The sequence below is a fragment of the Variovorax restrictus genome, assembly GCF_051216715.1.
Lineage (GTDB): Bacteria > Pseudomonadota > Gammaproteobacteria > Burkholderiales > Burkholderiaceae_C > Variovorax.
The window spans coordinates 1,066,382-1,089,125 of sequence record NZ_JBPJZH010000001.1; the positions used below are offsets into that span (position 1 = coordinate 1,066,382).

Consider the following 22,744-nt stretch of genomic DNA (forward strand, 5'->3'; position numbering starts at 1 on the left):
ATAATCCGCGCCCATGTCGGCCGTCTTCAACCAACCCTCGTTCGCGCGCCGCATCGCGCCCATTTTTCAGGGCTTCGACGGCTTCCTCGCGTTCGCGGTGTTCCTGCTGGCCTGCGCCGGGCTGCTGACGATGTACTCGTCGGGTTTCGACCACGGCTCGCGCTTCATGGACCACGGCCGCAACATGCTGCTGGCCGGTTTCATCATGTTCGTCGTGGCGCAGGTGCCGCCGCAGCGGCTGATGCATTTCGCGGTGCCGCTCTACACGGTGGGCGTGGCGCTGTTGATCGCAGTGGCCATCTTCGGCATCACCAAGAAGGGCGCCAAGCGCTGGATCAACGTGGGCATGGTGATCCAGCCGAGCGAGATCCTGAAGATCGCCATGCCGCTGATGCTGGCCTGGTGGTTCCAGCGGCGCGAAGGGCAGTTGCGGCCGCTCGATTTCGTCATGGCCACGGTGCTGTTGGCGGTGCCTGTGGGTCTCATCATGAAGCAGCCCGACCTCGGGACGTCGCTGCTGGTGCTGGCCGCCGGCCTGTCTGTGATCTTCTTTGCCGGTCTGAGCTGGAAGCTGATCGTGCCGCCGGTGCTCGTCGGCGTGGTGGCCGTCACGCTGATCGTCGGCTTCGAGTCGCAGCTGTGCGCCGACGGCGTCGACTGGCGCGTGCTGCACGAGTACCAGAAGCAGCGGGTGTGCACGCTGCTCGATCCCACCAAGGACCCGCTGGGCAAGGGCTTTCACATCATCCAGGGGATGATCGCCATCGGCTCCGGCGGCGTGGGCGGCAAGGGCTTCATGCAGGGCACGCAGACGCACCTCGAATTCATTCCCGAGCGCACCACCGACTTCATCTTCGCCGCGTACTCCGAGGAATTCGGCCTGGCGGGCAACCTCTTCCTGATCAGCGCCTTCATCTTCCTGATCTTCCGAGGTCTGGCGATCGCCATGGACGCACCCACCCTGTTCTCGCGCCTGCTGGCCGGGGCCGTGACCATGATCTTCTTCACCTACGCCTTCGTGAACATGGGCATGGTCAGCGGCATCCTGCCGGTGGTGGGCGTGCCGTTGCCGTTCATCAGTTACGGCGGCACGGCGATGGTGACGCTGGGGCTGGCCCTGGGCATCCTGATGTCGATTTCGCGCGCCAAGAAGCTGTCCCAGAGCTGAATGCATTGCCCCCGACGAGGGGTGGGCGAAGCGGACACGCCCGGCTGCGCTGCCTGATGGCAAGCAATAATGGTTTCATGATCTCTCGCGAACCCACCATCGAACGCCTTGCCATTGCGCAGCAGCTGTTGCTCACGCCCTTCGGGCTCGACGAGTCCCACCTCGGCAAGGCGCTCGCCGAGATCAAGGCCCACCAGGTCGACGACGCCGACCTCTACTTTCAATACACGCGCAGCGAGGGCTGGAGCCTGGAAGAGGGCATCGTCAAGACGGGCAGCTTCAGCATCGACCAGGGCGTCGGCGTGCGGGCGGTGAGCGGCGAGAAGACGGCCTTCGCTTATTCCGACGACATCTCCGAAGCTTCGCTGCTCGACGCGGCGCGCACGGTGCGCGCCATCTCGTCCGCCACGCGCGGCGGCCGGGCCAAGGTGCCGACGCGCAAGGTCGCGGGCAGCCGCTCGCTCTACAACGGCGTCGACCCGATCTCCACGCTCGACAGCACCGCCAAGGTGAAGCTGCTGGAGAAAGTCGAGCAACTCGCCCGCAGCCGCGACCCGCGCGTGGCGCAGGTCATGGCCGGCCTGGCCAGCGAATACGACGTGGTGCTGGTGGCGCGCGCCGACGGCACCCTGGCGGCCGACGTGCGCCCGCTGGTGCGCCTGTCGGTGACCGTGATCGCCGAGCAGAACGGTCGCCGCGAGATGGGCTCGGGCGGCGGTGGCGGGCGTTTTGGCCTGGCCTACTTCGACGACGAGCACATCGCCGAATACGTCGACCACGCGGTCAAGGCCGCGCTGACCAACCTGGAGGCGCGTCCTGCACCCGCGGGCGAGATGACCGTTGTGCTCGGTTCCGGCTGGCCCGGCATCCTGCTGCACGAAGCCATCGGCCATGGGCTCGAGGGCGACTTCAACCGCAAGGGGTCGAGCGCCTTCGCGGGCCGCATCGGCCAGCGCGTGGCGGCCAAGGGCGTGACGGTGCTCGACGACGGCACCATCGCCGACCGCCGCGGCTCGCTCAACGTCGACGACGAGGGCAACGCCAGCCAGCGCAACGTGCTGATCGAGGACGGCATCCTCAAGGGCTACATCCAGGATTCGATGAACGCGCGCCTGATGGGCGTGAAGCCCACCGGCAATGGCCGCCGCGAAAGCTACGCCCACGTGCCGATGCCGCGCATGACCAACACCTACATGCTGGGCGGCGACAAGGACCCGCAGGAGATCGTCGCGAGCATCAAGAAGGGCCTGTACGCCACCAACTTCGGCGGCGGGCAGGTCGACATCACCAGCGGCAAGTTCGTCTTCTCGGCGAGCGAGGCCTACTGGGTCGAGAACGGCAAGATTCAGTACCCGGTGAAGGGCGCGACCATCGTCGGCAACGGCCCCGACGCGCTCACCCGCGTGACCATGATTGGCAACGACATGAAGCTCGATTCCGGCGTGGGCACCTGCGGCAAGGAAGGCCAGAGCGTGCCGGTGGGCGTTGGCCAGCCGACGCTGCGCATCGATGGCCTGACGGTCGGCGGCACCGCCTGACGCCACGGCGCAACGCCGCTTCTCGAAAAGCCGTGCTACATTCGCGCCTCATGTCGCAACACGCCGCTTTCTATTTTTCGTACTTTTGGTTCCGGATCTCCGGCGGCCTAGAGGCGAGCGCGTAAGACAAACGTACACCCTCCAAAGACCGCCGGCGCTCACGCCCCGGCGGTTTTTTTATGCCCTTTTTTTGATCCCCGAACCTTAGACCCAGGAGCCGCACGATGACCCATCCCTCCGCCCCCACCAGCGACAGCTGGTATGCGCGCGTCGAAAAAACCAGCGAAACCGACGACGAACGCATCAAGGACATCAACGTGCTCCCGCCTCCCGAACATCTGATCCGCTTCTTTCCCATTCGCGGCACCGCCGTGGAGACGCTGATCACCGGCACCCGCCGCAACATCCACAACATCATGGCCGGCACCGACGACCGGCTGCTGGTGGTGATGGGCCCGTGTTCGATCCACGACCCGATGGCCGCGCTGGAGTACGCCCGCCGCCTCAAGGTGCAGCGCGACAAGTACGCCGATTCGCTGGAGATCGTGATGCGGGTGTACTTCGAGAAGCCGCGCACCACCGTCGGCTGGAAGGGGCTGATCAACGACCCGTACCTCGACGAGAGCTTCCGCATCGACGAAGGCCTGCGCATCGCACGCCAGCTGCTGATCGACATCAACCGCATCGGCCTGCCGGCGGGCAGCGAGTTCCTCGACGTGATCTCGCCGCAGTACATCGGCGACCTGATCAGCTGGGGCGCGATCGGCGCACGCACCACCGAAAGCCAGGTGCACCGCGAACTGGCGTCGGGCTTGTCCGCGCCGATCGGCTTCAAGAACGGCACCGACGGCAACATTCGCATCGCGACCGACGCCATCCAGGCGGCGGCACGCGGGCATCACTTCCTGTCGGTCCACAAGAACGGCCAGGTCGCGATCGTGCAGACCAACGGCAACAAGGACTGCCACGTGATCCTGCGTGGCGGCAAGGCTCCCAACTACGACGCCGAGAGCGTGGCGGCGGCCTGCCGCGATCTGGAGGCCGCCAAGCTGCCACCGACCTTGATGGTCGATTGCAGCCACGCCAACAGTTCCAAGCAGCACCAGAAACAGATCGACGTGGCGCAGGACATTGCTGGCCAGATTGCCGGCGGCAGCCGCAGGGTGTTCGGCGTGATGGTCGAGAGCCACCTGAGCGCCGGCGCCCAGAAGTTCACGCCCGGCCAGGACGCGATCGGGGGCCTGACGTACGGCCAGAGCATCACCGATGCCTGCCTGGGCTGGGACGATTCGACCGCCGTGCTCGACACGCTGTCGCAGGCGGTGAAGCACCGCCGGGGCTGATTCGGCCGCGGCGCCGACGCTCGCTCAGATCAGCCGGGCGAGGTCGGGCCAATGGTGCCGCAGGAGCGCGGCCTCGTCGCTGCCGGCGGGCATCAGCGAGAAATCGGCGAAGTCGAAACCCGGGCCCACCATGCAGGCCGCCAGCGCGTAGTCGCCGCTGGTGTGCGTGGCGATCGGCTCGGCGGCCTGCCACTGGCCGGACGGCACCACATGTTGGGGACGCGTGCCATGCGCATCGACCGGCCCGAGCCGCGTGTGCGCCGGCGCGGTGCGCAGCGCCGCATCGGCGGTCCACAGGGCGAGCGGAGCGCCCTCGAGATGCACCCACACCTCGTCGGACGTCACGCGGTGCCAGCGCGAATGGTGGCCGGCCTCCAGCAGGAAGTAGATGCTCGTCATCGCCGAGCGCTCGGGTCGGCCATCGGCAGGCATGACGTGCGCGACCGAGCGAAACACCTCCCGGTACCAACCGCCTTCCGGGTGCGGCTGCAGTTCGAGCGTCTGGATGAGTTGCTGAACCCGCGTCATGGTCAGTCCCGGGCGCGCAGCGCGGCCAGCAACTTGTCGTGCACGCCGCCGAAGCCGCCGTTGCTCATGCAGACGATGTGATCGCCCGCCCGCGCTGCGGCCGCGACCTGTGCGACCAGCGGTTCGATGGCGTCGATCACGCGCGCCCGGTCGCCCATCGGCGCGAGGGCCGATGCCGCATCCCAGCCCAGCCCGCCGCTGTGGCAGAACGACAGGTCCGCCGCCTCCAGGCTCCACGGCAGTTGCGCAGCCATGGTGCCCAGCTTCATGGTGTTGCTGCGGGGCTCGAAGACCGCGAGGATGCGGTCGCCTTGCCGGCCGTCGCCATCGAGCTTGCGGCGCAGGCCGTCGAGCGTGGTGCGGATGGCCGTGGGGTGGTGCGCGAAGTCGTCGTACACCGTGACCGCGCCGCCGTCGCGCTCGACCGTGCCGCGCAGTTCCATGCGCCGGCGCACGTTGCGGAAGCTGCCCAGCGCGGTGGCCGCTTCGGCGGGCGGCACGCCCACATGGTCGGCCGCGGCGATGGCGGCCAGCGCGTTCATCTGGTTGTGCTCGCCCGACAGCGCCCACTCGACGCGGCCGACCACGGCGCCCTGGCGCAGCACGTCGAAGGCGTCGTGCGCCCCGCGGGCTTGCCACTCCGCATCCGGGCCGGTGGCGCCGAAGCCGCTCACCTCGCTCCAGCAGCCCTGGGCCAGCACGCGTCGCAGGCTGTCTTCCTTCGCGTTCACAACGACGCGGCCGGTGCCGGGCACGGTCCGCACCAAGTGGTGGAACTGCCGCTCGATGGCGGCGAGGTCGTCGAAGATGTCCGCGTGGTCGAACTCGAGGTTGTTGAGGATGGCGGTGCGCGGCCGGTAGTGGACGAACTTGCTGCGCTTGTCGAAGAAGGCGGTGTCGTACTCGTCGGCCTCGATGACGAAGGCGGGCCCCTGGCCCAGCCGCGCCGACACGCCGAAATCGAGCGGAACGCCGCCGACCAGAAAGCCGGGCGCCCGGCCGGCGCGTTCCAGCACCCACGCCAGCATCGACGTGGTGGTCGTCTTGCCGTGCGTGCCCGCCACTGCCAGCACGTGCCGGCCCTGCAGCACGTGCTCGGCCAGCCATTGCGGCCCGCTGGTGTAGGGCGCACCGGCGTCGAGGATGGCTTCCATCAGCGGAAACTTCGGCGCGCCGTCGGGCAGTCGGGCGCGCGAGACGACGTTGCCGACCACGAACATGTCGGGGGCCAGCGCCATCTGGTCGGCGCCGAAGCCCTCGATGAGGTCGATGCCGAGCGCGCGCAACTGGTCGCTCATGGGGGGGTAGACGCCGGCGTCGCAGCCTGTCACCCGGTGGCCGGCTTCGCGTGCCAGTGCAGCGACGCCGCCCATGAAGGTGCCGCAGATGCCGAGGATGTGAATGTGCATCGGTCGATTCTAGGGATGCTCCTCAGGGCAAGTTCCATGGAATGGTGCGGTGCGGGCAGAATGGCCGGATGGACACGTCGAAGCGCGAAATCGCTGCCACAGCCGCCCGCCTCGTGGTCGAGGAGGGGTTGGAGTACGGCCCGGCCAAGCGCCGCGCGTTGCGCGACCTGGGCCTGTCGGCGCGCACGGCGCTGCCGCACAACGACGACGTCGAGGCCGAGGTGCGCGACTACATCGCGCTGTTCTGCGCCGACACCCAACCGAAGGAACTGCTCGCGCTGCGCCAGCTCGCGCTGGAATGGATGGAACGCATGGCCGTCTTCCGCCCACATGTGGGAGGCTCGGTGTGGCACGGCACGGCGACCCGGCTGTCGGACGTCTACATCCAGCTGTTCTGCGACGACTGCAAGTCGGCCGAGATCGCGCTCATCGACCACCATGTCGACTACGAGCCGCGCATGGTGACCGGCTTCCATGGCGAACAGGTCGAGGCCCTGAGCGTCCATGCAATGAGCCGGGCGCTCGGGGAGGAAATCGGCGTGCATTTGCTGGTGTACGACCTGGACGACCTGCGCGGCGCGCTCAAGCCCGATTCGCAAGGGCGCACGCCCCGCGGTGACCTGCAGGCATTGCGTCGGCTGCTGGAGAAGGACGCGACATGACATCGTCATCGACTCGACGAACCTGGATGCTGGGCGGCGTGGCCGCTGCGGCGGCCGTGGCAGGCGTAGGGGCTGCCTGGTGGCGCGAGTCGGCGTCGTCGCAGGCGGCGGGTGAGCAGCTGTCCGCCAGCTTCTGGGCGTCGCGCTTCGAACAGCCGGACGGCCAGGCCTTGCAGATGGCCTCGCTCAAGGGCAAGCCGCTCCTGTTGAACTTCTGGGCCACCTGGTGCCCGCCTTGTGTCGAGGAGTTGCCGATGGTCGACCGCTTCTACCGCGATCAGCGGGCGAACGGATGGCAAGTGGTAGGCTTGGCGATCGATCGACCCGAGTCGGTCAGGAAGTTCCTCGCGCGTACGCCCGTCACTTTTCCGATCGGGATCACGGGCCTGGACGGAACCGAACTGGTCCGTGAATTGGGCAACACCGGCGGCGGGCTGCCTTTTACGCTGGTTTTAGCTGCAAATGGCAGCGTCGCAGCCCGCAAGATGGGTCAGTTGCTGCCTGCCGATCTGGAGGCTTGGCAGCGCGCAGAAGTTCACAGTTAGAATCTCCCCGATACAACCCGGCACTTGGCGTACGAACGCAGAAGTAAGCCGATTTTCAGGTGAGTTCAATCTGGAACGACCGGCACAACCGGCAATGGAGTCCCATGGATCTGCGCAAACTGAAGACACTGATCGACCTGGTGTCGGAATCGAATATCTCCGAACTGGAAATCACCGAAGCCGAAGGCAAGGTCCGCATCGTCAAGGCGGGTGAAGCCGCACCGGTGCAATACGTTCAATCGGTGGCGGCACCCGCTGTCGCTGCGCCTGCAGCGGCGGCTGCGCCTGCTGCCGCGCCGGCACCGGTGGCCGAGCCCGTGGCAAGTGGCCACACCGTGAAGTCGCCGATGGTCGGCACGTTCTACCGTTCCTCCAGCCCGGGCTCTCCCGCCTTCGTCGAGATCGGTGCCCAGGTGAAGGAGGGCGACACGCTCTGCATCATCGAGGCCATGAAGATCCTCAACGAGATCGAAGCCGACAAATCCGGCACCGTCACGCAGATCCTCGGCGAGAACGGCCAGGCGGTCGAATACGGCCAACCGCTGTTCATCATCGCGTGACCATGTTCAAGAAGATCCTGGTTGCCAACCGCGGCGAGATCGCACTTCGAATCCAGCGCGCCTGCAGCGAACTCGGCATCAAGGCCGTGATGGTCTATTCGGAAGCCGACCGCGACGCCAAGTACGTCAAGCTGGCGCAGGAGGCGGTGTGCATCGGCCCAGCGCCGTCGGCGCTGAGCTATCTCAACATGCCGGCCATCATTTCGGCCGCCGAAGTGACGGACGCCGAGGCGATTCACCCCGGCTACGGCTTCCTCAGCGAGAACGCGAACTTCGCCGAACGCGTGGAGCAGAGCGGTTTTCAGTTCATCGGTCCGACGCCCGAATCGATTCGCATCATGGGCGACAAGGTGTCGGCCAAGCAGGCGATGATCAAGGCGGGCGTGCCCTGCGTGCCGGGCTCGGAAGGCGAACTCTCCGACGACGCCGCGACCAACAAGCGCATCGCGCGGGCCATCGGCTACCCGGTCATCATCAAGGCGGCGGGCGGCGGCGGTGGCCGCGGCATGCGCGTGGTCCACACCGAGGCGGCGCTGGTCAACGCGATTCAGATGACGAAGGCGGAAGCCGGCGCGGCCTTCAACAACCCGGCCGTGTACATGGAGAAGTTCCTCCAGAATCCGCGCCACATCGAGATCCAGATCCTCGCCGACAAGCATAAGAACGCGGTGTACCTGGGCGAGCGCGACTGCTCCATGCAGCGGCGCCACCAGAAGGTGATCGAGGAATCGCCGGCGCCGGGCATCGCGCGCAAGCTGATCGAGAAGATCGGCGAGCGTTGCGTCGCGGCCTGCAAGAAGATCGGTTACCGCGGCGCGGGCACCTTCGAGTTCCTCTACGAGAACGGCGAGTTCTATTTCATCGAGATGAACACGCGCGTGCAGGTCGAGCACCCGGTGACCGAATTCACCACGGGCATCGACATCGTGAAGACGCAGATCATGGTGGCCGCGGGCGAGAAGCTCCCGTTCACGCAGCGCCAGATCGAGATGCGCGGCCATTCGATCGAATGCCGCATCAATGCCGAAGACGCCTACAAGTTCACGCCGTCGCCGGGCCGCATCACGATGTGGCACCCGCCGGGCGGGCCGGGCGTGCGCGTCGATTCGCACGTGTACACCAACTACTTCGTGCCGCCGAACTACGACTCGATGATCGGCAAGATCATCGTGCACGGCGACACCCGCGAGCAGGCGATGGCGCGCATGCGCACGGCGCTCAACGAGACCGTGATCGAAGGCATCCAGACCAACATCCCGCTGCACCGCGAGTTGATGGTCGACGCCAAGTTCATGGCCGGCGGCACCAACATCCACTACCTCGAAGAGTGGCTCGCGGCGCGGGCCCGGTGACACGCCGTGTTTGAGCTGCGCCTGCTGGCACCCGAAGAGCGTGTCGAAGACCTGAGCGATGCGCTCGAAGCCCTCGAGGCCCTGAGCGTGTCTGTCGAAGACGCCGACGCGCAGACCGATGCCGAACAGGCGCTGTTCGGCGAGCCCGGCATGCCGCCGCCGAAAGACGGTTGGCAGCGTTCGCGCGTGATCGCACTGTTCTCCGACGAAGACGCCGCGCGCGAGGCGGCCACGCTGCTGTCGGCGCAGGATTTTTTCGCCGGCTGCGAGGTGGTCGGCGTGGCCGACGTGCCGGAGCAGGACTGGGTGCGGCTCACGCAGTCGCAGTTCGCGCCCGTCGAGATCACGCCCGAGTTCTGGATCGTGCCGACGTGGCACGAGCCGCCGGCTCAGGCGCGGCAGACCATCCGCCTCGACCCGGGGCTGGCCTTCGGCACCGGCACGCACCCCACCACGCGCATGTGCCTGCGCTGGGTCGCGACGCGGCAGCCCGCTGCGCCGGCGCGCGTGCTTGACTACGGGTGCGGCTCGGGCATCCTGGCGATCGGTGCGGCGAAGTTCGGTGCGGTCGCCATCGACGCGGTCGACATCGACCCCGCGGCGGTCGAGGCCACGCGCCTCAATGCCGACGCCAATGCCGTCAAGCTCAACACCGGCCTGCCCGATGTGGCCCAGGGCCGCTACGACGTGGTGCTGGCCAACATCCTGGCTACGCCGCTCAAGGTGCTCGCGCCGCTGCTGTGCGCGCATGTCGCGCGAGGCGGTTCGCTGGTGCTGGCCGGCATCCTCGAACGCCAGGCCGACGAACTCAAGAGCGCTTACGCGCCGTACGCGGCGCTCGAGGTGAGCGATACCGAGGACGGCTGGATCCTCATGACGGCGCGCCTGTAGCCGCCGTCGGCATGCGGACCGGGCCGAGGGCCGATCCTACAATCGACCCCTCATGAGTCTCGCCACCCGCTGCCCCGAATGCGGCACCACGTTCAAGGTGGTGCGAGACCAGCTTCGCATTTCCGACGGGTGGGTGCGCTGCGGCCGTTGCAGCCATGTGTTCGACGGCACCGAGCACCTGTACGACCCCGATGCGATGTCGGCGGACGTCGCGCCGTCCGAGCCCCTCGACCCGATCGAGCTCGTGCCGACCGAGCCCTCGGCAGCGGCTCCAGCGACCGCGACTTCGGCAGCGCCCGAGGTGCCTCGGTCCGGTGCGACGCCGACCCTGGCCGATATCGATTTCTTCAACGACGCCCTGCTGCGCCTGCAGCGTGGTGCACCGTCGTCCGACGATGCTGCGGCTGCCGGCTTGTCCGCGCCGTCGGTCATCAACGACTACATTCCACAGCCACCGCGCACGCACCCCGTGGTGCTCGAGGCGCCGACGCTCGGCTGGCCATCGTTCAGCGGTTACGCGTCGACCACCACCGTGCCGGTCATCGCGTTTCCTGCCGATGAGGCACCGGTCTCGTCGCCTCTCCCACCGCAAGCGATCGAGACCTGGTCACGACTGCCGTCCCTGAACCTGGGCGACGCGCCGCCGCATGCGGCGGCCTCTGTGCCTGCTGCCGGAAGCGCACCAGACACCGACGATGCTCAGTTCCAGAAGGCGTTACGTCGTGCGCGCGTCAAGTCCGCCAAGATTGCGAGATCACGCGCCAAGGCCAAGAGCGAGCCGGCCGCCGTCGTGATGACGGCGAGCGAGCCGGCGGAACCATCGCCGGCTGCAGCCGAGACGCCGGTTGCGACCACGAGACGACGCGTCTCACGCGACGGCGATGCACCGCACCGCCTTGGCTGGCGCCTGGGCTGGCCCTGGCGCACGCTGTCGGTGGTCGCGCTGCTGGGCCTGGTGGCGCAAATGGTCTACCAGGAGCGCAGTGCCATCGTCGCCCGCCAGCCGTCGTGGCGACCGGCCTTCGCCAGTGCCTGCGAGGTGCTGGGCTGCCAGCTGGCGGCGCTGCAGCGCATCGCCGACATCACGATCGACGGTGCTTCCTTCGCACGTGAGAAGGGTGGCGAGGGCTACCAGCTGAGCTTCACCTTGCGCAACCGCGCCGACCTGCCGCTGGCCATGCCGGCGGTCGAGCTGTCACTGATCGACCTGCAGGAGCGCACCGTCGTGCGCCGCGTGCTGAGGCCCGCCGATTACGGCGCGCCGGCGGTGATCGCCGCCCGCGGCGAGCGCACTGCACTGCTGCCGATAGCGCTCGTGGGCAGCGACGTCGCCGCATTGCCGCGTGTGGCCGGATTTCATCTCGATGCCTTCTACCCCTAGTCGCGCTGCATCGCTTCTTTCCACCTTCACCCACCAACGGTCCACCCCATGGCAGCCCTGATTTGCGGTTCTCTCGCGTTCGACACCATCATGAATTTCGAAGGTCGGTTCGCCGACCAGATCCTTCCGGACCAGGTGCACATCCTGAACGTGTCCTTTCTCGTGCCGGCCTTGCGCCGTGACTTCGGCGGTTGCGCCGGCAACATCGCCTACAGCTTGAACGCGCTCGGCGGCACGGCGTTGCCGATGGCCGCTGTCGGCAGCGACGGCGCCGACTATGTCGCGCGGCTGCAGGGCCTGGGCATCGGCACCGAGTTCGTCCGCGAGATCGCCGACACCTACACGGCGCAGTGCTTCATCACCACCGACCTGACCAACAACCAGATCACCGCCTTCCACCCGGGCGCGATGCAGCAGGCACACGTCACCCGGATCGCGCCGCGCGACGATATTCAGCTTGGGATCATCTCGCCCGACGGGCGCGATGCGATGCTGCAGCACGCCGAGCAGTTCCAGGTCGCTGGCATTCCTTTCGTGTTCGACCCCGGCCAGGGGCTGCCGATGTTCAACGGCGACGAGCTCGCGCGCTTCATCGAGCAGGCGGATTGGGTCACGGTCAACGACTACGAAGGCAAGATGCTCAGCGACCGCACGGGCTGGGACAACGCCGAGATCTCGCGGCGCGTGCGCGGCCTGGTCGTGACATTGGGTGCCGATGGCTGCGATGTCTGGGTGGATGGCCAATGCACGCATGTGCCGCCTGTGACGCCGGACGCGGTGGTCGACCCGACCGGCTGCGGCGACGCCTGGCGCGGTGCGCTGCTGTTCGGACTGGAGAAGGGTTGGTCGCTGGTGGACTGCGCGGCCCTGGGCAACCGTGTGGGCGCGATCAAGATCGCGCAACGCGGGCCTCAGAATTACCAGCTCGACCGTCAAGCGCTCGGCGTCTGAACTTCGTCTGCAAGTGGCCCCTTTAAGGGGCTCAAGAAAAAAGCCCGGCACCGCAAGGTGCCGGGCTTTGCGCCTTCAGGGCCGCTGAGAAGCTCAGGGCTTGCTGGCCGTCGGAAACGGCCAGGCTGCCTGCGGGTTCAGCGTCGTCTGCGCAGCAGGGGCAGGGGCGACAGCAGCCTTCGCAGGCGCCTTGGCGGCCTTCTTGGCAGCGGGCTTCTTCGCCGCTTTCTTGGCGGCGGGCTTCTTGGCGGCCGCCTTTTTCGCGGGGGCCTTCTTCGCCGGGGCCTTCTTGGCAGCAGCCTTCTTCGCCGGCGCCTTCTTGGCAGCAGCCTTCTTAGCAGGCGCCTTCTTGGCGGCTACCTTCTTGGCAGCGACCTTCTTGGCTGGCACCTTCTTGGCAGCAACCTTCTTCGCAGGTGCCTTCTTGGCGGCTACCTTCTTGGCAGCGACCTTCTTGGCCGGAGCCTTCTTCGCCGCGACCTTCTTTGCCGGAGCCTTCTTCGCCGCGATCTTCTTGGCCGGGGCCTTCTTTGCTGCGGCTTTCTTCGCCGGCGCTTTCTTTGCAGTTGCCATTTCTTTCTCCTTGATCAAGTTGAAAAATCAACCTTTTGAAGCACTTCGCGCGCGCTGTTGCGCTCGAAGCGATCCATGGCGTTGGACATCAGATCCCAGCACCATGAACACCTGAGCCCTCTGCACCGCCACGCTCTTTGGCGCGGTCGATGCGGAGGGCAATTCCTGAATCCATCGATTGTTGTCGTTTAAAAGTTTCAATCCCAGGAGAGCGCACCACCCGACTGGTATTCGATCACGCGGGTTTCGAAGAAATTGCGCTCTTTCTTCAGGTCAATCATTTCGCTCATCCAGGGGAACGGGTTTTCTTCGTTCGGGAAGAGCGTTTCGAGGCCGATCTGCTGCGCGCGCCGGTTGGCGATGTAGCGCAGATAGCCCTTGAACATGGAGGCGTTCATGCCGAGCACACCACGGGGCATGGTGTCTTCGGCGTATTGGTATTCGAGCTCGACGGCCTTCAGGAAGAGGGCCTTGATCTCCGCCTTGAACTCGGTGGTCCAGAGGTTGGGGTTCTCGAGCTTGAGCTGGTTGATGAGGTCGATGCCGAAATTGCAGTGCATCGATTCGTCGCGCAGGATGTACTGGTACTGCTCGGCCGCGCCGGTCATCTTGTTCTGGCGGCCGAGCGCCAGGATCTGCGTGAAGCCGACGTAGAAGAACAGGCCTTCCATCAGGCAGGCGAACACGATCAGCGACTTGAGCAGCGTCTGGTCGGTCTCGTGCGTACCGGTCTTGAAGTTCGGGTCGCTGATCGCCTCGATGAAGGGGATCAGGAACTCGTCCTTGTTGCGGATGGAGGCGACCTCGTTGTACGCGTTGAAGATCTCGCTCTCGTCCAGGCCGAGCGATTCGACGATGTACTGGTAGGCGTGCGTGTGGATCGCTTCCTCGAAGGCCTGGCGCAGCAGGAACTGGCGGCACTCGGGCGCCGTGATGTGGCGGTAGGTGCCCAGCACGATGTTGTTGGCGGCCAGCGAATCGGCGGTCACAAAGAAGCCGAGGTTGCGCTTGACGATGCGGCGCTCGTCCTCGGTCAGGCCGTTCGGGTCTTTCCACAACGCGATGTCGCGCGTCATGTTCACTTCTTGCGGCATCCAGTGGTTGGCGCAGGTGGCAAGGTACTTTTCCCAGGCCCACTTGTACTTGAACGGCACCAGTTGGTTGACGTCGGTCTGGCCGTTGATGATGCGCTTGTCTGCCGCGTTCACGCGACGTGCGACGGGTGCTGGTGCTGCTTGGCGAACCGGTGCCGATGCGCCGTCATCGAGCGTCGTGCGAGGCACAGACGTGGCGGCTTGGGCAGTTTGCGGCGTCGGGAATTCCATCGAGCGGGCGACCGGTGCGCCGCTTTGCGATGGTGAGTGCTGCAATCCTTGTGGCATGTCCTTTGGCAAGGATGGCTTGACTTCTTCGTCCCAGGTCAACATAGAAAAATCCAATGCTCAAATTATGTGAGCAACGATGCGAGTTGCAAAGTGCAGCCTCACATCGCGCCCGAATTATCTCTTGCTTATGTTGTTCGCGTGCATCGCATTTTGTGGGGCGATGCCGCGAATCACATTCGCATCACGCCGACGACATCACTGGCACGCTTCGCAGGTCGGGTCGTCGACACCGCAGAACGCGATGTCGGTAGCGGGCATCGCATTGAGCTGCGCTTGCGCGGCTGCAGCAGCGGCCTCGATCGCGCTCATCTTCGGCGCATCGCTGTTGCCACCGGATGAGACCGCGTTGAGTCGGCCCGACTGCACGGTCGACTTCTCGGCATGCGTCGCGCTCTGCGTGCGCAGGTAGTAGGTCGTCTTCAGGCCGCGCAGCCAGGCGAGCTTGTAGGTGTCATCGAGCTTCTTGCCCGAGGCGCCGGCCATGTAGATGTTCAGCGACTGCGCCTGATCGATCCACTTCTGGCGACGTGCAGCGGCTTCGACCAGCCAGGTGGTCTCGACCTCGAACGCAGTGGCGTAGAGCGCCTTCACGTCCTGCGGCACGCGGTCGATCGGACGCAGCGAGCCGTCGAAGTGTTTCAGGTCCATCACCATCACGTCGTCCCACAGGCCCAGGCGCTTCAAGTCGCGCACCAGGTAGTGGTTGATGACGGTGAACTCGCCCGACAGGTTCGACTTGACCGACAGGTTGCCGAAGCAGGGTTCGATGGACGCGTCGACGCCGATGATGTTCGAGATCGTCGCGGTCGGGGCGATGGCCACGCAGTTCGAGTTGCGCATGCCGTCGGCCTTGATCTTCTGGCGCAGGGCCTCCCAGTCGAGCGTGGCCGAGCGGTCGACCTCGACGTAGCCGCCGCGGGCCTTCTCGAGCAGGTCGAGCGTGTCGATCGGCAGCACGCCCTTGTCCCACAGCGAGCCCTTGTAGCTCGAGTACTTGCCGCGCTCCTTGGCGAGGTCGGTCGACGCCCAGTAGGCGTGGTAGCAAATGGCTTCCATCGACTCGTCGGCGAACTGCACCGCTGCCTGCGAGGCGTAGGGGATGCGCAGTTCGTACAGCGCGTCCTGGAAGCCCATGAGGCCCAGGCCGACCGGACGGTGGCGCAGGTTCGAGTCGCGTGCCTTCTTGACCGCGTAGTAATTGATGTCGATCACGTTGTCGAGCATGCGCATCGCCGTCGAGATCGTCTTCTTGAGCTTGACCTGGTCGAGCACCTTGGAGGTGACGCCGTTGGCGTCGGGCGTGCCGTCCTTCAGGTGATTGATCAGGTTGACCGAGCCCAGGTTGCACACGGCAGTCTCGGTGTCGCTGGTGTTCAGCGTGATCTCGGTGCACAGGTTCGACGAGTGCACGACGCCGGCGTGCTGCTGCGGCGAGCGCACGTTGCAGGCGTCCTTGAACGTGATCCAGGGGTGGCCGGTCTCGAACAGCATCGTGAGCATCTTGCGCCACAGGTCGGCCGCGGGCAGCGTGCGCGAGGGCTTGATCTCGCCGCGCAGCGCCTTCTCTTCGTAGGCGACGTAGGCCTTTTCGAACTCGGCGCCGAACAGGTCGTGCAGGTCGGGCACGTTGTTGGGCGAGAACAGCGTCCAGGTGCCCTTTTCCATCACGCGGCGCATGAAGAGGTCGGGGATCCAGTTGGCGGTGTTCATGTCGTGCGTGCGGCGGCGGTCGTCGCCGGTGTTCTTGCGCAGCTCCAGGAACTCCTCGATGTCGAGGTGCCAGGTTTCGAGGTAGGTGCAGACGGCGCCCTTGCGCTTGCCGCCCTGGTTCACGGCCACGGCCGTGTCGTTGACGACCTTGAGGAAGGGCACGACACCCTGCGATTCGCCGTTGGTGCCCTTGATGTGGCTGCCCAGGGCGCGCACGCGGGTCCAGTCGTTGCCCAGGCCGCCAGCGAACTTCGACAGCAGCGCGTTTTCCTTGATCGACTCGTAGATGCCGTCCAAGTCGTCGGGCACGGTCGTGAGGTAGCAGCTCGACAACTGCGAGCGCAGCGTGCCGGCGTTGAACAGCGTGGGGGTCGACGACATGAAGTCGAAGGACGACAGCACTTCGTAGAACTCGATGGCGCGCGCCTCGCGGTCGATCTCGCCCAGCGACAGGCCCATGGCCACGCGCATGAAGAAGGCCTGCGGCAGCTCGATGCGGGTCTTGCGCACATGCAGGAAGTAGCGGTCGTACAGGGTCTGCAGGCCGAGGTAGTCGAACTGGTTGTCGCGTTCGGCCTTCAGGGCGGCGCCCAGGCGCGGCAGGTCGAACTGCAGCAGCTTCTCGTCGAGCAGGTCGTTGTCGACGCCCTTCTTGATGAACTGCGGGAAGTAGTCGACGTAGGCTTGCGAGCGCTCGGCGGGCATCACTTCGCGGCCGATGATCTCCTTGAAGATCGTGTGCAGCAGCAGGCGCGCGGTCGCGAAGGTGTAGTCGGGGTCCTTCTCGATCAGCGTGCGGGCGGCCAGGATCGAGGCCTTGTAGACCTCGTCGAGCGGCACGCCGTCGTACAAGTTGCGCATCGTCTCGGCCTGGATCGGCGCGGCCGTGATGCTGTCGCCCAGGCCTTCGCAGGCCGATTCGATCAGGCCCTTGAGTTCGTTCAGGTCGAGGGCGACGCGCTCGCCGCGGTCCAGCACGTGCAGCGTCGGCGCTGCGGGCGCTTCCTGTGCGACCTGCTTGGAACGTTCCTGCGTGCGGCGTTCGCGGTAGAGCACATACGCGCGGGCGATCTCGTGGTGCCCGCCACGCATGAGGCCGAGTTCGACCTGGTCCTGCACGTCCTCGATGTGGAAGGTGCCGCCGCCCGGACGCGAGCGCACCATGGCGCGCACGACGGCCTGCGTCAGCGTGTCGACCGTCTCGCGCACGCTGGCCGATGCCGCGCCCTGCGTGCCGTGCACCGCGAGGAAGGCCTTCATCATCGCGATGGCGATCTTGTTCGGCTCGAAGGGCACCACCGCGCCGTTGCGGCGAATGATCTGGTAATGCGCCAGGGCGTTGCCGGCGGGCGAGCCGGCGGTGTCGCGGGCTGCCGTGCCGACGGTGGGCGAGGGCGTGGCGCGGGTGGTGGCGGACGGTTGGTTCAGGGCGGTTTGCATTCGGTCCTCTGTTGGCAAATTCTTGTTGGGGGAAGGGTGCGGCGGAAGCGGTGTCCGGCGCTGGCGGCCGGGGAATCTTGGAGGAAGCCGGCCAGGCAGCACACTATATCTAGTGTGTGAGGGGGTCACAATCACTAGATGTAGTGTTTTTCACGAAGATCAAGGTCTGTGAAAAATGTCACACGAGGTGTTGAAGCCCCCGCATTGCCGCATGGCGACTGCATCGTTTCTACCCAAGCCAGCAGTGACGCACTTTCCCAGCGGATTTGGGCTTGAAAGCCGCATGGTTGCTGGACATCCGCCGGCCGTTTCGAGCCGCACGCAGAGCAAACGGCCGGGCATCGACAGCGAGCCCTCGATTGAAATTTCTAGCGGCTTTGCGTCTGCGGCGGAAACATTGCGCCCGGCCAGCCGGTGTCGGCCTGCAGGCGTGCCCACTGGAAGCCGGCGCCGGGGTCGTGCTTGCGTCCCGGCGCGATGTGCTCGTGGCCGGCGACGAAGTCGATCGGGTAGTGCTGCGCGATCGCCGGGCAGAGCGCGGCGAGGGTGGTGTACTGCGCGTCGTCGAAGCGCTCGCCCTCGAGGCCTTCGAGTTCGATGCCGATGGAGTCGTCGTTGCAGTTGTCGCGACCGCGCCATGCCGACGCACCGGCGTGCCAGGCGCGCGCGTCGCAGCTCACGAACTGCCACAGCGCACCGTCGCGCCGCACATAGAAGTGTGAAGAAACCTCGGCGCCGCGGATCTGCTGGAAGTACGGGTGCGCGTCCCAGTCGAGGCGGTTGGTGAAGAGTCGCTCCACCTCGTCGCCACCGTAGTGCCCGGGCGGCAGGCTGATGGAATGCAGCACGATCAGGTCGATCTGCGCCCCCGCAGGCCGCGGTCCGAAGTTCGGCGACGGCAGACGGTTCGCGCCGCGCAGCCAGCCGTCCTGCCAAAGGCCGGGCTCGACCTCGCCGGCCTCGGTCGCGTCACTCATCGCCGCCGGCATCGTCGTGGCCGTTGGGCGTGCCGATGCCCAGCCGCGCGATGCGGTAGCGGATCTGCCGCAGGCTCAGCCCCAGACGTGCGGCCGCGGCGGTGCGGTTGAAGCCGCTTTCGCGCAGGGCACGCACGAGGATCTCGCGCTCCTGCTGGTCGAGATAGGTCTGCAGGTCGGCGGGCACGGCGGGCGGCGCATCGACGTTCGCGGACGCCGGCGCGGCGACCACGGTCGGCTGCGGCGGCTGCAGCTGCGCGGGCGCCGGGATGGCCATCGCCATCGGTGCGAAGTCGGACACGCGCTCCAGCGGCGCGATGTTGCTCGGCTCGAAGTCCAGATGCAGCTCGTCGCCGTCGTTGAGCGCCACCGCGCGGTGCAGCAGGTTCTCGAGCTCGCGCACGTTGCCTTGCAGCGGGTGGGCGGCAAGGCTGTCGATCACCGCCGGCGACAGCACCGGCACGTCCATGCCTGCCTCGTGCGCGATGCGCGCGAGCAGCGCGGCACACAGCGCAGGCAGGTCTTCGCGCCGGTCGCGCAGCGCCGGCACGGCGATCTCGATCACGTTGAGCCGGTAGAACAGGTCTTGCCTGAAGCGGCCCGCCTGCACCTCGGCCTGCAGGTCCTTGTGGGTGGCGCTGACGATGCGCACGTCGACCGCGTCTTCCTGCGTCGAGCCGATCGGCCGCACGCTGCGCTCCTGAATGGCGCGCAGCAGCTTCGACTGCATGGCCAGCGGCAGGTCGCCGATCTCGTCGAGGAAGAGCGTGCCCCCGCGCGCCGCCTGGAAGTAGCCGTCGCGGTCGGCCGCCGAGCCGGTGTACGAGCCCTTGCGCGCACCGAAGAATTCCGCCTCGAGCAGGTTCTCCGGAATGGCGCCGCAGTTGACGGCCACAAAGGGCCCGTCGCTGCGCTGGCTGCAGGCATGCACCGCGCGCGCGACCAGCTCCTTGCCGGTGCCCGATTCGCCGCGCACCAGCACCGGGGCCATGCCGCGCGCCACCTTGGCGATGCGCGACTTGACCAGACGCATCGGCTCGGAGTCGCCGACCAGTCGGGCCAGCGCCGCATTACCACTGCCGTTCCCGATCGCCGACTCGCTGCTGCGCGCGTTGTCGACCGCACCGGCGCTCGGCGTGCCGGTGCGCACCGCCGCGGGCTGCGCCTGCACCGCCGAGGCCACGACCCCACGGAACTGCTTCAGGTCGACCGGCTTGGTGAGGTAGTCGAAGGCGCCGGCCTTCAGCGCCTCGACCGCGTTCTCGGCGGAGCCGTAGGCCGTCATCACGATGCAGCGCTCGCTGCGCTGTTCGCGGTGGATGCGTTGCAGGATCTCCATGCCCAGCCCGTCGGGCAGGCGCATGTCGGTGATGACCACGTCGAAGCGCTCGGCCTGCAGGTGCTTTTCCGCCTCGGCCACGCTGCCGGCGGCCTCGACGCGGTAACCCTCGCGCAGCAGCGTCAGTTCGTACAGGGTGCGCAGGTCGGGCTCGTCGTCGACGACCAGGATCTGCGCGATGCGGGGTGCGGACGGGTTGGGGTTGCTCACGACGTTATTGTGTCAGCCGCACTTCGGTCGCCGCGAAGTTGACGAAGAAGGCGTTGCCTTCCGGGCCGTCTCGCGCAACCAGGCAGCGCTCGTAGCCCATGGTCGCGCCGTGGCGCTCGCAGAGTTCCCGGCACAGGAAGAGGCCGAGGCCGCTCGACCGGCTTTCCGACGAGAAGAAAGGCTCGAACAGGTGCCGCTGCACCGCGGGGTCGAGCGGCGCGCCGTCGCTCCACACCTGCAGGCTGGCGCGCCCGGCCGTGCCGCGGTGGGTGTGGACCTGGATCGCGCCGTCGCTTGCGCTGGCGTAGCGCGCGGCGTTGTCCAGCAGGTTCACCAGGATGCGGCGCAGGTGCTCGGTGTCGAAGCGCACGTCGAGCCCCGCGGCCTCGAGCACGACCTGCACGCCGCGGTGCTGCGTCTGCTGCACCCACTCGTCGACCATCGCGCGCACCGTCGGGTCGAGCGACAGCTGTTCGTCCAGCGGCAACACGCGCTGCTGGCGCGCGCGTGCCACGTCGAGCACGTCGTCGACGATGCGCGCCAGCCGCAGCGCGTTCTGTTCGACCATCGCGGTGAGCTGGCGGTGGGCCGGGTCGGTCAGGTCTTCGCTGAGCAGCGCGCTGGCCTGGGTGATCGCGGCCAGCGGGTTGCGGATCTCGTGCGCCACCGCCGCCGACATGCGGCCCATCGCCGCCAGCTTCTCGGTGCGGATGCGGGCCTCGAGCTCGCGCAGATCCTGCAGGAACATCACGCACAGGCTGTCGTTGCGCCGGTCGCCGGAAGGCGTGAGGCGGGTGCGCACCCGCACCTCGCGCGCCGGCCCCTGGGCCTGCGCCACCGGCAGTTCGCGCGATTGCGCGGCCCGCCGCGAGAAGGTGCGACCGGCCAGCGCCGCCAGCGGGCGCCACGCCGGCTGCGACGCCAGCACGAAGGGCGGCGTCATCGACGCCAGGCCGTGCCCGAGGATCACGTCGGCCGCCGGGTTGGCGGCATGCACCCGGCCGTCGGCGTCGATCACCAGCACGCCTTCGCTGAGCGTCTCGATCACCAGGTCGTTCACCTGCGCATGCATCTGCGCCGCGCTGCGTCCGCGTTGCGCCAGCGCCTCTTCACGCGCCAGGCGCCGTGCGAGCTCGTGCGCCAGCAGCGCCACCACGAACAGGCCCGTGCCGGTGAGCGCCGCCTGCACGAAACGCGCGCTGGCGTCGGCTGGCGAGTCGATCCAGCGCCAGCCTGCGTCGGCCAGCAGCAGCAGCGTGACGGCCGCGCTGGTGCCCAGGCCCACGGTGACCGTGCCGAGCACCGCGCCCATCAACACCGGCAGCGCGAACAGCGGCGTGTAGTTGATGCTGCCGACCTGCAGCACCTGCAAGGCCGTGAAGGTGGCCAGGTCGATGCCGATGGTCACGGCCCAGGCCGCACCGAAGCCGCGGATCGGCGGGCGGAAGGGCGCGAAGCGCGCGCCCAGCAGCGCGGCGATCAAGTAGCCCGACGACAGGCCGACCGCGATCCAGTGCACGGGCTGGCCGATCGCATAGCTCACGAACTGCAGCAGCAACAGCACCGCGGCCACAAAGCAGCGTGCCGTCATGAAACCGCGCCAGAGGCGCTGCAGCGCGGTGTCGCGTTCGCTGCGGGTGTCCAAGGCAGCCCAGTCGGTCAGGGGTTCGCCGCGTGACCAGAGCAGGGAAGCCACGGCTTCTTAACCTTCGCCGATGCGCCGATGCGCCGCGCTGCAATACAGTGCGCCGCCCGGCCCCGGCAGGGCGTCGGTCGCCGGCAGGTGCAGGCCGCAGTGCGCACAACGCACCATCGCCTGCGGTGCCCCGACGGCGGGCGGCGCAGCACGCTTCGGCGCCGCTGCACGCTCACGCATATCGTCTTGTCGGTTCTTGCGCCAGAGCCAGATGCCGACCGCCACGACGAAGAGGACCAGCAGGTACTTCATGGGGTACCCCGTCCCAGCAGCACTTCGAGCACGAAGCGCGAGCCGACGTAGGCCAGCAGCAGCAGCGCTGCCCCGGCGTATAGCACGCGCCGCGCGGTGCGGCCGCGCCAGCCGAAGCGGGCACGGCCGATCAGCAGCACCGCGAAGGTCAGCCAGGCCAGCACCGAGAACAGTGTCTTGTGGTCCCACTTCCAGACCTGGCCGGCCGCGCCGTAGAGCGTTTCGCCGAACAGCAGCCCGGCCAGCAGCGTGGCCGACAGCAGCACGAAGCCCGCGCTCACGAAGCGGAAGGTGAGGCGCTCCAGCGTCAGCAGGGGCATGCCGGCCTCGGGGTCGGTGGCCTGCCGGATTTGCGTTTCGGCACGCGTGGTCAGCCAGGCGTGGACCACCGCCGCGCCGAACAGACCATAGGACGCGATGCCCAGTGCCAGATGCAACGGCAGCCAGGGTGAGGCCGCGACATCGAGCACCTTGCCCGGGAACAGCGTGGCCAGCAGCACGGCGCCCGCGCCGAGGGCGGCGAGCCCGCGCCGCAGTGCCAGCTTGGGGTACATGCGGCTTTCGATGCCGTAGACGGTCAGCACCAGCCAGGCCGTGACCGACAGCGCCGGTGCCCAGTCGAAATGCGGCTGACGGCCGACGAGGCCCCATGCCAACGCGCCGGCGTGCAGCAGCCAGGCCAAGCCGAGCAGCGAACGGGTGGCCGACGGGCCGAAGCGCGATGCGCCCGCGGCCGCAATGCCATAGGCGGCGGCGGTGGCGAAGCCCAGCGCCACGCCGAGCGGGGAGGGGCTCGCTAAAATCATGGTTCCGAGTTTAGCTGTGCCTTTGCGC

Annotated in this window: 20 protein-coding genes; 10 read left to right on the forward strand and 10 right to left on the reverse strand. The window is 67.2% G+C overall.

Translation table 11 applies throughout. The annotated features are described in order from the left end of the window. Positions 1-13: 13 nt before the first annotated feature. The 3 genes from rodA to ACSFA0_RS05065 all read left to right on the forward strand — a co-directional run bounded on the left by rodA (position 14) and on the right by ACSFA0_RS05065 (position 4,049). Positions 14-1,168 carry a rod shape-determining protein RodA gene (rodA, locus tag ACSFA0_RS05055; RefSeq protein ID WP_435449129.1) on the forward strand — a complete coding sequence of 385 codons (1,155 nt, stop codon included), beginning with the start codon at positions 14-16 and terminating at the stop codon, positions 1,166-1,168. Between the two features lie 77 nt (positions 1,169-1,245). Next, the gene (tldD, locus tag ACSFA0_RS05060; protein ID WP_435449130.1) at positions 1,246-2,706 is read left to right on the forward strand and encodes a metalloprotease TldD; all 1,461 of its coding nucleotides are present in this window, start codon (positions 1,246-1,248) and stop codon (positions 2,704-2,706) included. 224 nt (positions 2,707-2,930) lie between these two features. Continuing rightward, complete coding sequence (locus ACSFA0_RS05065) at positions 2,931-4,049, forward strand: 3-deoxy-7-phosphoheptulonate synthase (protein ID WP_435449131.1); 1,119 nt, start codon at positions 2,931-2,933, stop codon at positions 4,047-4,049. A 24-nt stretch (positions 4,050-4,073) separates the two neighbouring features. Here ACSFA0_RS05065 and ACSFA0_RS05070 read toward each other — a convergent pair whose 3' ends face one another. Beyond that, entirely contained in the window at positions 4,074-4,577 is a 504-nt protein-coding gene (locus ACSFA0_RS05070; RefSeq protein WP_435449132.1) for a cupin domain-containing protein, read from the reverse strand. Between the two features lie 2 nt (positions 4,578-4,579). Beyond that, positions 4,580-5,986 (reverse strand): UDP-N-acetylmuramate:L-alanyl-gamma-D-glutamyl-meso-diaminopimelate ligase, encoded by a 1,407-nt coding sequence (gene mpl / locus ACSFA0_RS05075; protein WP_435449133.1) that lies wholly within the window; start codon positions 5,984-5,986, stop codon positions 4,580-4,582. A 68-nt stretch (positions 5,987-6,054) separates the two neighbouring features. Between mpl and ACSFA0_RS05080 the strand changes: the two genes are divergently transcribed. The 7 genes from ACSFA0_RS05080 to ACSFA0_RS05110 all read left to right on the forward strand — a co-directional run bounded on the left by ACSFA0_RS05080 (position 6,055) and on the right by ACSFA0_RS05110 (position 12,328). Beyond that, complete coding sequence (locus ACSFA0_RS05080) at positions 6,055-6,648, forward strand: hypothetical protein (protein WP_435449134.1); 594 nt, start codon at positions 6,055-6,057, stop codon at positions 6,646-6,648. Further along, the gene (locus tag ACSFA0_RS05085) at positions 6,645-7,193 is read left to right on the forward strand and encodes a TlpA family protein disulfide reductase (protein ID WP_435449135.1); all 549 of its coding nucleotides are present in this window, start codon (positions 6,645-6,647) and stop codon (positions 7,191-7,193) included. Before ACSFA0_RS05080 ends, ACSFA0_RS05085 begins: the two co-directional genes overlap by 4 nt. A 104-nt stretch (positions 7,194-7,297) precedes the next feature. After that, positions 7,298-7,753 (forward strand): acetyl-CoA carboxylase biotin carboxyl carrier protein, encoded by a 456-nt coding sequence (accB, locus tag ACSFA0_RS05090; protein ID WP_435449136.1) that lies wholly within the window; start codon positions 7,298-7,300, stop codon positions 7,751-7,753. Between the two features lie 2 nt (positions 7,754-7,755). Then, positions 7,756-9,105: an acetyl-CoA carboxylase biotin carboxylase subunit gene (gene accC, locus ACSFA0_RS05095; RefSeq protein WP_435449137.1), complete on the forward strand. Its 1,350-nt coding sequence runs from the start codon at positions 7,756-7,758 to the stop codon at positions 9,103-9,105. 6 nt (positions 9,106-9,111) lie between these two features. Next, positions 9,112-9,996 carry a 50S ribosomal protein L11 methyltransferase gene (prmA, locus tag ACSFA0_RS05100; protein WP_435449138.1) on the forward strand — a complete coding sequence of 295 codons (885 nt, stop codon included), beginning with the start codon at positions 9,112-9,114 and terminating at the stop codon, positions 9,994-9,996. A 52-nt stretch (positions 9,997-10,048) separates the two neighbouring features. Then, on the forward strand, positions 10,049-11,377 hold the full coding sequence (locus tag ACSFA0_RS05105; RefSeq protein ID WP_435449139.1) for a zinc-ribbon and DUF3426 domain-containing protein: 1,329 nt from the start codon (positions 10,049-10,051) through the stop codon (positions 11,375-11,377). A 48-nt stretch (positions 11,378-11,425) separates the two neighbouring features. Beyond that, entirely contained in the window at positions 11,426-12,328 is a 903-nt protein-coding gene (locus tag ACSFA0_RS05110) for a carbohydrate kinase family protein (RefSeq protein WP_435449140.1), read from the forward strand. 93 nt (positions 12,329-12,421) lie between these two features. Here ACSFA0_RS05110 and ACSFA0_RS05115 read toward each other — a convergent pair whose 3' ends face one another. From ACSFA0_RS05115 to ACSFA0_RS05150, 8 genes are all read right to left on the reverse strand, one after another. Next, positions 12,422-12,901, reverse strand: coding sequence for a histone H1-like DNA-binding protein (locus tag ACSFA0_RS05115; protein ID WP_435449141.1), 480 nt, complete (start codon positions 12,899-12,901; stop codon positions 12,422-12,424). Between the two features lie 197 nt (positions 12,902-13,098). Further along, positions 13,099-14,328 carry a ribonucleotide-diphosphate reductase subunit beta gene (locus tag ACSFA0_RS05120; protein ID WP_435449142.1) on the reverse strand — a complete coding sequence of 410 codons (1,230 nt, stop codon included), beginning with the start codon at positions 14,326-14,328 and terminating at the stop codon, positions 13,099-13,101. A 153-nt stretch (positions 14,329-14,481) separates the two neighbouring features. Next, positions 14,482-17,436, reverse strand: coding sequence for a ribonucleoside-diphosphate reductase subunit alpha (locus tag ACSFA0_RS05125; RefSeq protein WP_435449143.1), 2,955 nt, complete (start codon positions 17,434-17,436; stop codon positions 14,482-14,484). 368 nt (positions 17,437-17,804) lie between these two features. Continuing rightward, positions 17,805-18,413, reverse strand: a complete 609-nt coding sequence (ampD, locus tag ACSFA0_RS05130) for a 1,6-anhydro-N-acetylmuramyl-L-alanine amidase AmpD (RefSeq protein ID WP_435449144.1) — start codon at positions 18,411-18,413, stop codon at positions 17,805-17,807. After that, positions 18,406-19,962, reverse strand: a complete 1,557-nt coding sequence (locus ACSFA0_RS05135; RefSeq protein ID WP_435449145.1) for a sigma-54-dependent transcriptional regulator — start codon at positions 19,960-19,962, stop codon at positions 18,406-18,408. The genes ampD and ACSFA0_RS05135 overlap by 8 nt, the downstream gene beginning before the upstream one ends. 4 nt (positions 19,963-19,966) lie before the next feature. Beyond that, on the reverse strand, positions 19,967-21,658 hold the full coding sequence (locus tag ACSFA0_RS05140; RefSeq protein WP_435449146.1) for a sensor histidine kinase: 1,692 nt from the start codon (positions 21,656-21,658) through the stop codon (positions 19,967-19,969). A gap of 6 nt (positions 21,659-21,664) precedes the next feature. After that, the gene (locus tag ACSFA0_RS05145; RefSeq protein ID WP_435449147.1) at positions 21,665-21,910 is read right to left on the reverse strand and encodes a PP0621 family protein; all 246 of its coding nucleotides are present in this window, start codon (positions 21,908-21,910) and stop codon (positions 21,665-21,667) included. Then, the gene (locus tag ACSFA0_RS05150) at positions 21,907-22,716 is read right to left on the reverse strand and encodes a cytochrome C assembly family protein (RefSeq protein ID WP_435449148.1); all 810 of its coding nucleotides are present in this window, start codon (positions 22,714-22,716) and stop codon (positions 21,907-21,909) included. The genes ACSFA0_RS05145 and ACSFA0_RS05150 overlap by 4 nt, the downstream gene beginning before the upstream one ends. Between the last annotated feature and the right edge of the window lie 28 nt (positions 22,717-22,744).

Coding starts and splice junctions, on each gene's coding strand:
- rodA (WP_435449129.1), top strand. CDS start 14: ATGTCGGCCGTCTTCAACCAACCCTCGTTCGCGCGCCGCATCGCGCCC.
- tldD (WP_435449130.1), top strand. CDS start 1,246: ATGATCTCTCGCGAACCCACCATCGAACGCCTTGCCATTGCGCAGCAG.
- ACSFA0_RS05065 (WP_435449131.1), top strand. CDS start 2,931: ATGACCCATCCCTCCGCCCCCACCAGCGACAGCTGGTATGCGCGCGTC.
- ACSFA0_RS05070 (WP_435449132.1), bottom strand. CDS start 4,577: ATGACGCGGGTTCAGCAACTCATCCAGACGCTCGAACTGCAGCCGCAC.
- mpl (WP_435449133.1), bottom strand. CDS start 5,986: ATGCACATTCACATCCTCGGCATCTGCGGCACCTTCATGGGCGGCGTC.
- ACSFA0_RS05080 (WP_435449134.1), top strand. CDS start 6,055: ATGGACACGTCGAAGCGCGAAATCGCTGCCACAGCCGCCCGCCTCGTG.
- ACSFA0_RS05085 (WP_435449135.1), top strand. CDS start 6,645: ATGACATCGTCATCGACTCGACGAACCTGGATGCTGGGCGGCGTGGCC.
- accB (WP_435449136.1), top strand. CDS start 7,298: ATGGATCTGCGCAAACTGAAGACACTGATCGACCTGGTGTCGGAATCG.
- accC (WP_435449137.1), top strand. CDS start 7,756: ATGTTCAAGAAGATCCTGGTTGCCAACCGCGGCGAGATCGCACTTCGA.
- ACSFA0_RS05105 (WP_435449139.1), top strand. CDS start 10,049: ATGAGTCTCGCCACCCGCTGCCCCGAATGCGGCACCACGTTCAAGGTG.
- ACSFA0_RS05110 (WP_435449140.1), top strand. CDS start 11,426: ATGGCAGCCCTGATTTGCGGTTCTCTCGCGTTCGACACCATCATGAAT.
- ACSFA0_RS05115 (WP_435449141.1), bottom strand. CDS start 12,901: ATGGCAACTGCAAAGAAAGCGCCGGCGAAGAAAGCCGCAGCAAAGAAG.
- ACSFA0_RS05120 (WP_435449142.1), bottom strand. CDS start 14,328: ATGTTGACCTGGGACGAAGAAGTCAAGCCATCCTTGCCAAAGGACATG.
- ACSFA0_RS05125 (WP_435449143.1), bottom strand. CDS start 17,436: ATGCAAACCGCCCTGAACCAACCGTCCGCCACCACCCGCGCCACGCCC.
- ampD (WP_435449144.1), bottom strand. CDS start 18,413: ATGAGTGACGCGACCGAGGCCGGCGAGGTCGAGCCCGGCCTTTGGCAG.
- ACSFA0_RS05145 (WP_435449147.1), bottom strand. CDS start 21,910: ATGAAGTACCTGCTGGTCCTCTTCGTCGTGGCGGTCGGCATCTGGCTC.
- ACSFA0_RS05150 (WP_435449148.1), bottom strand. CDS start 22,716: ATGATTTTAGCGAGCCCCTCCCCGCTCGGCGTGGCGCTGGGCTTCGCC.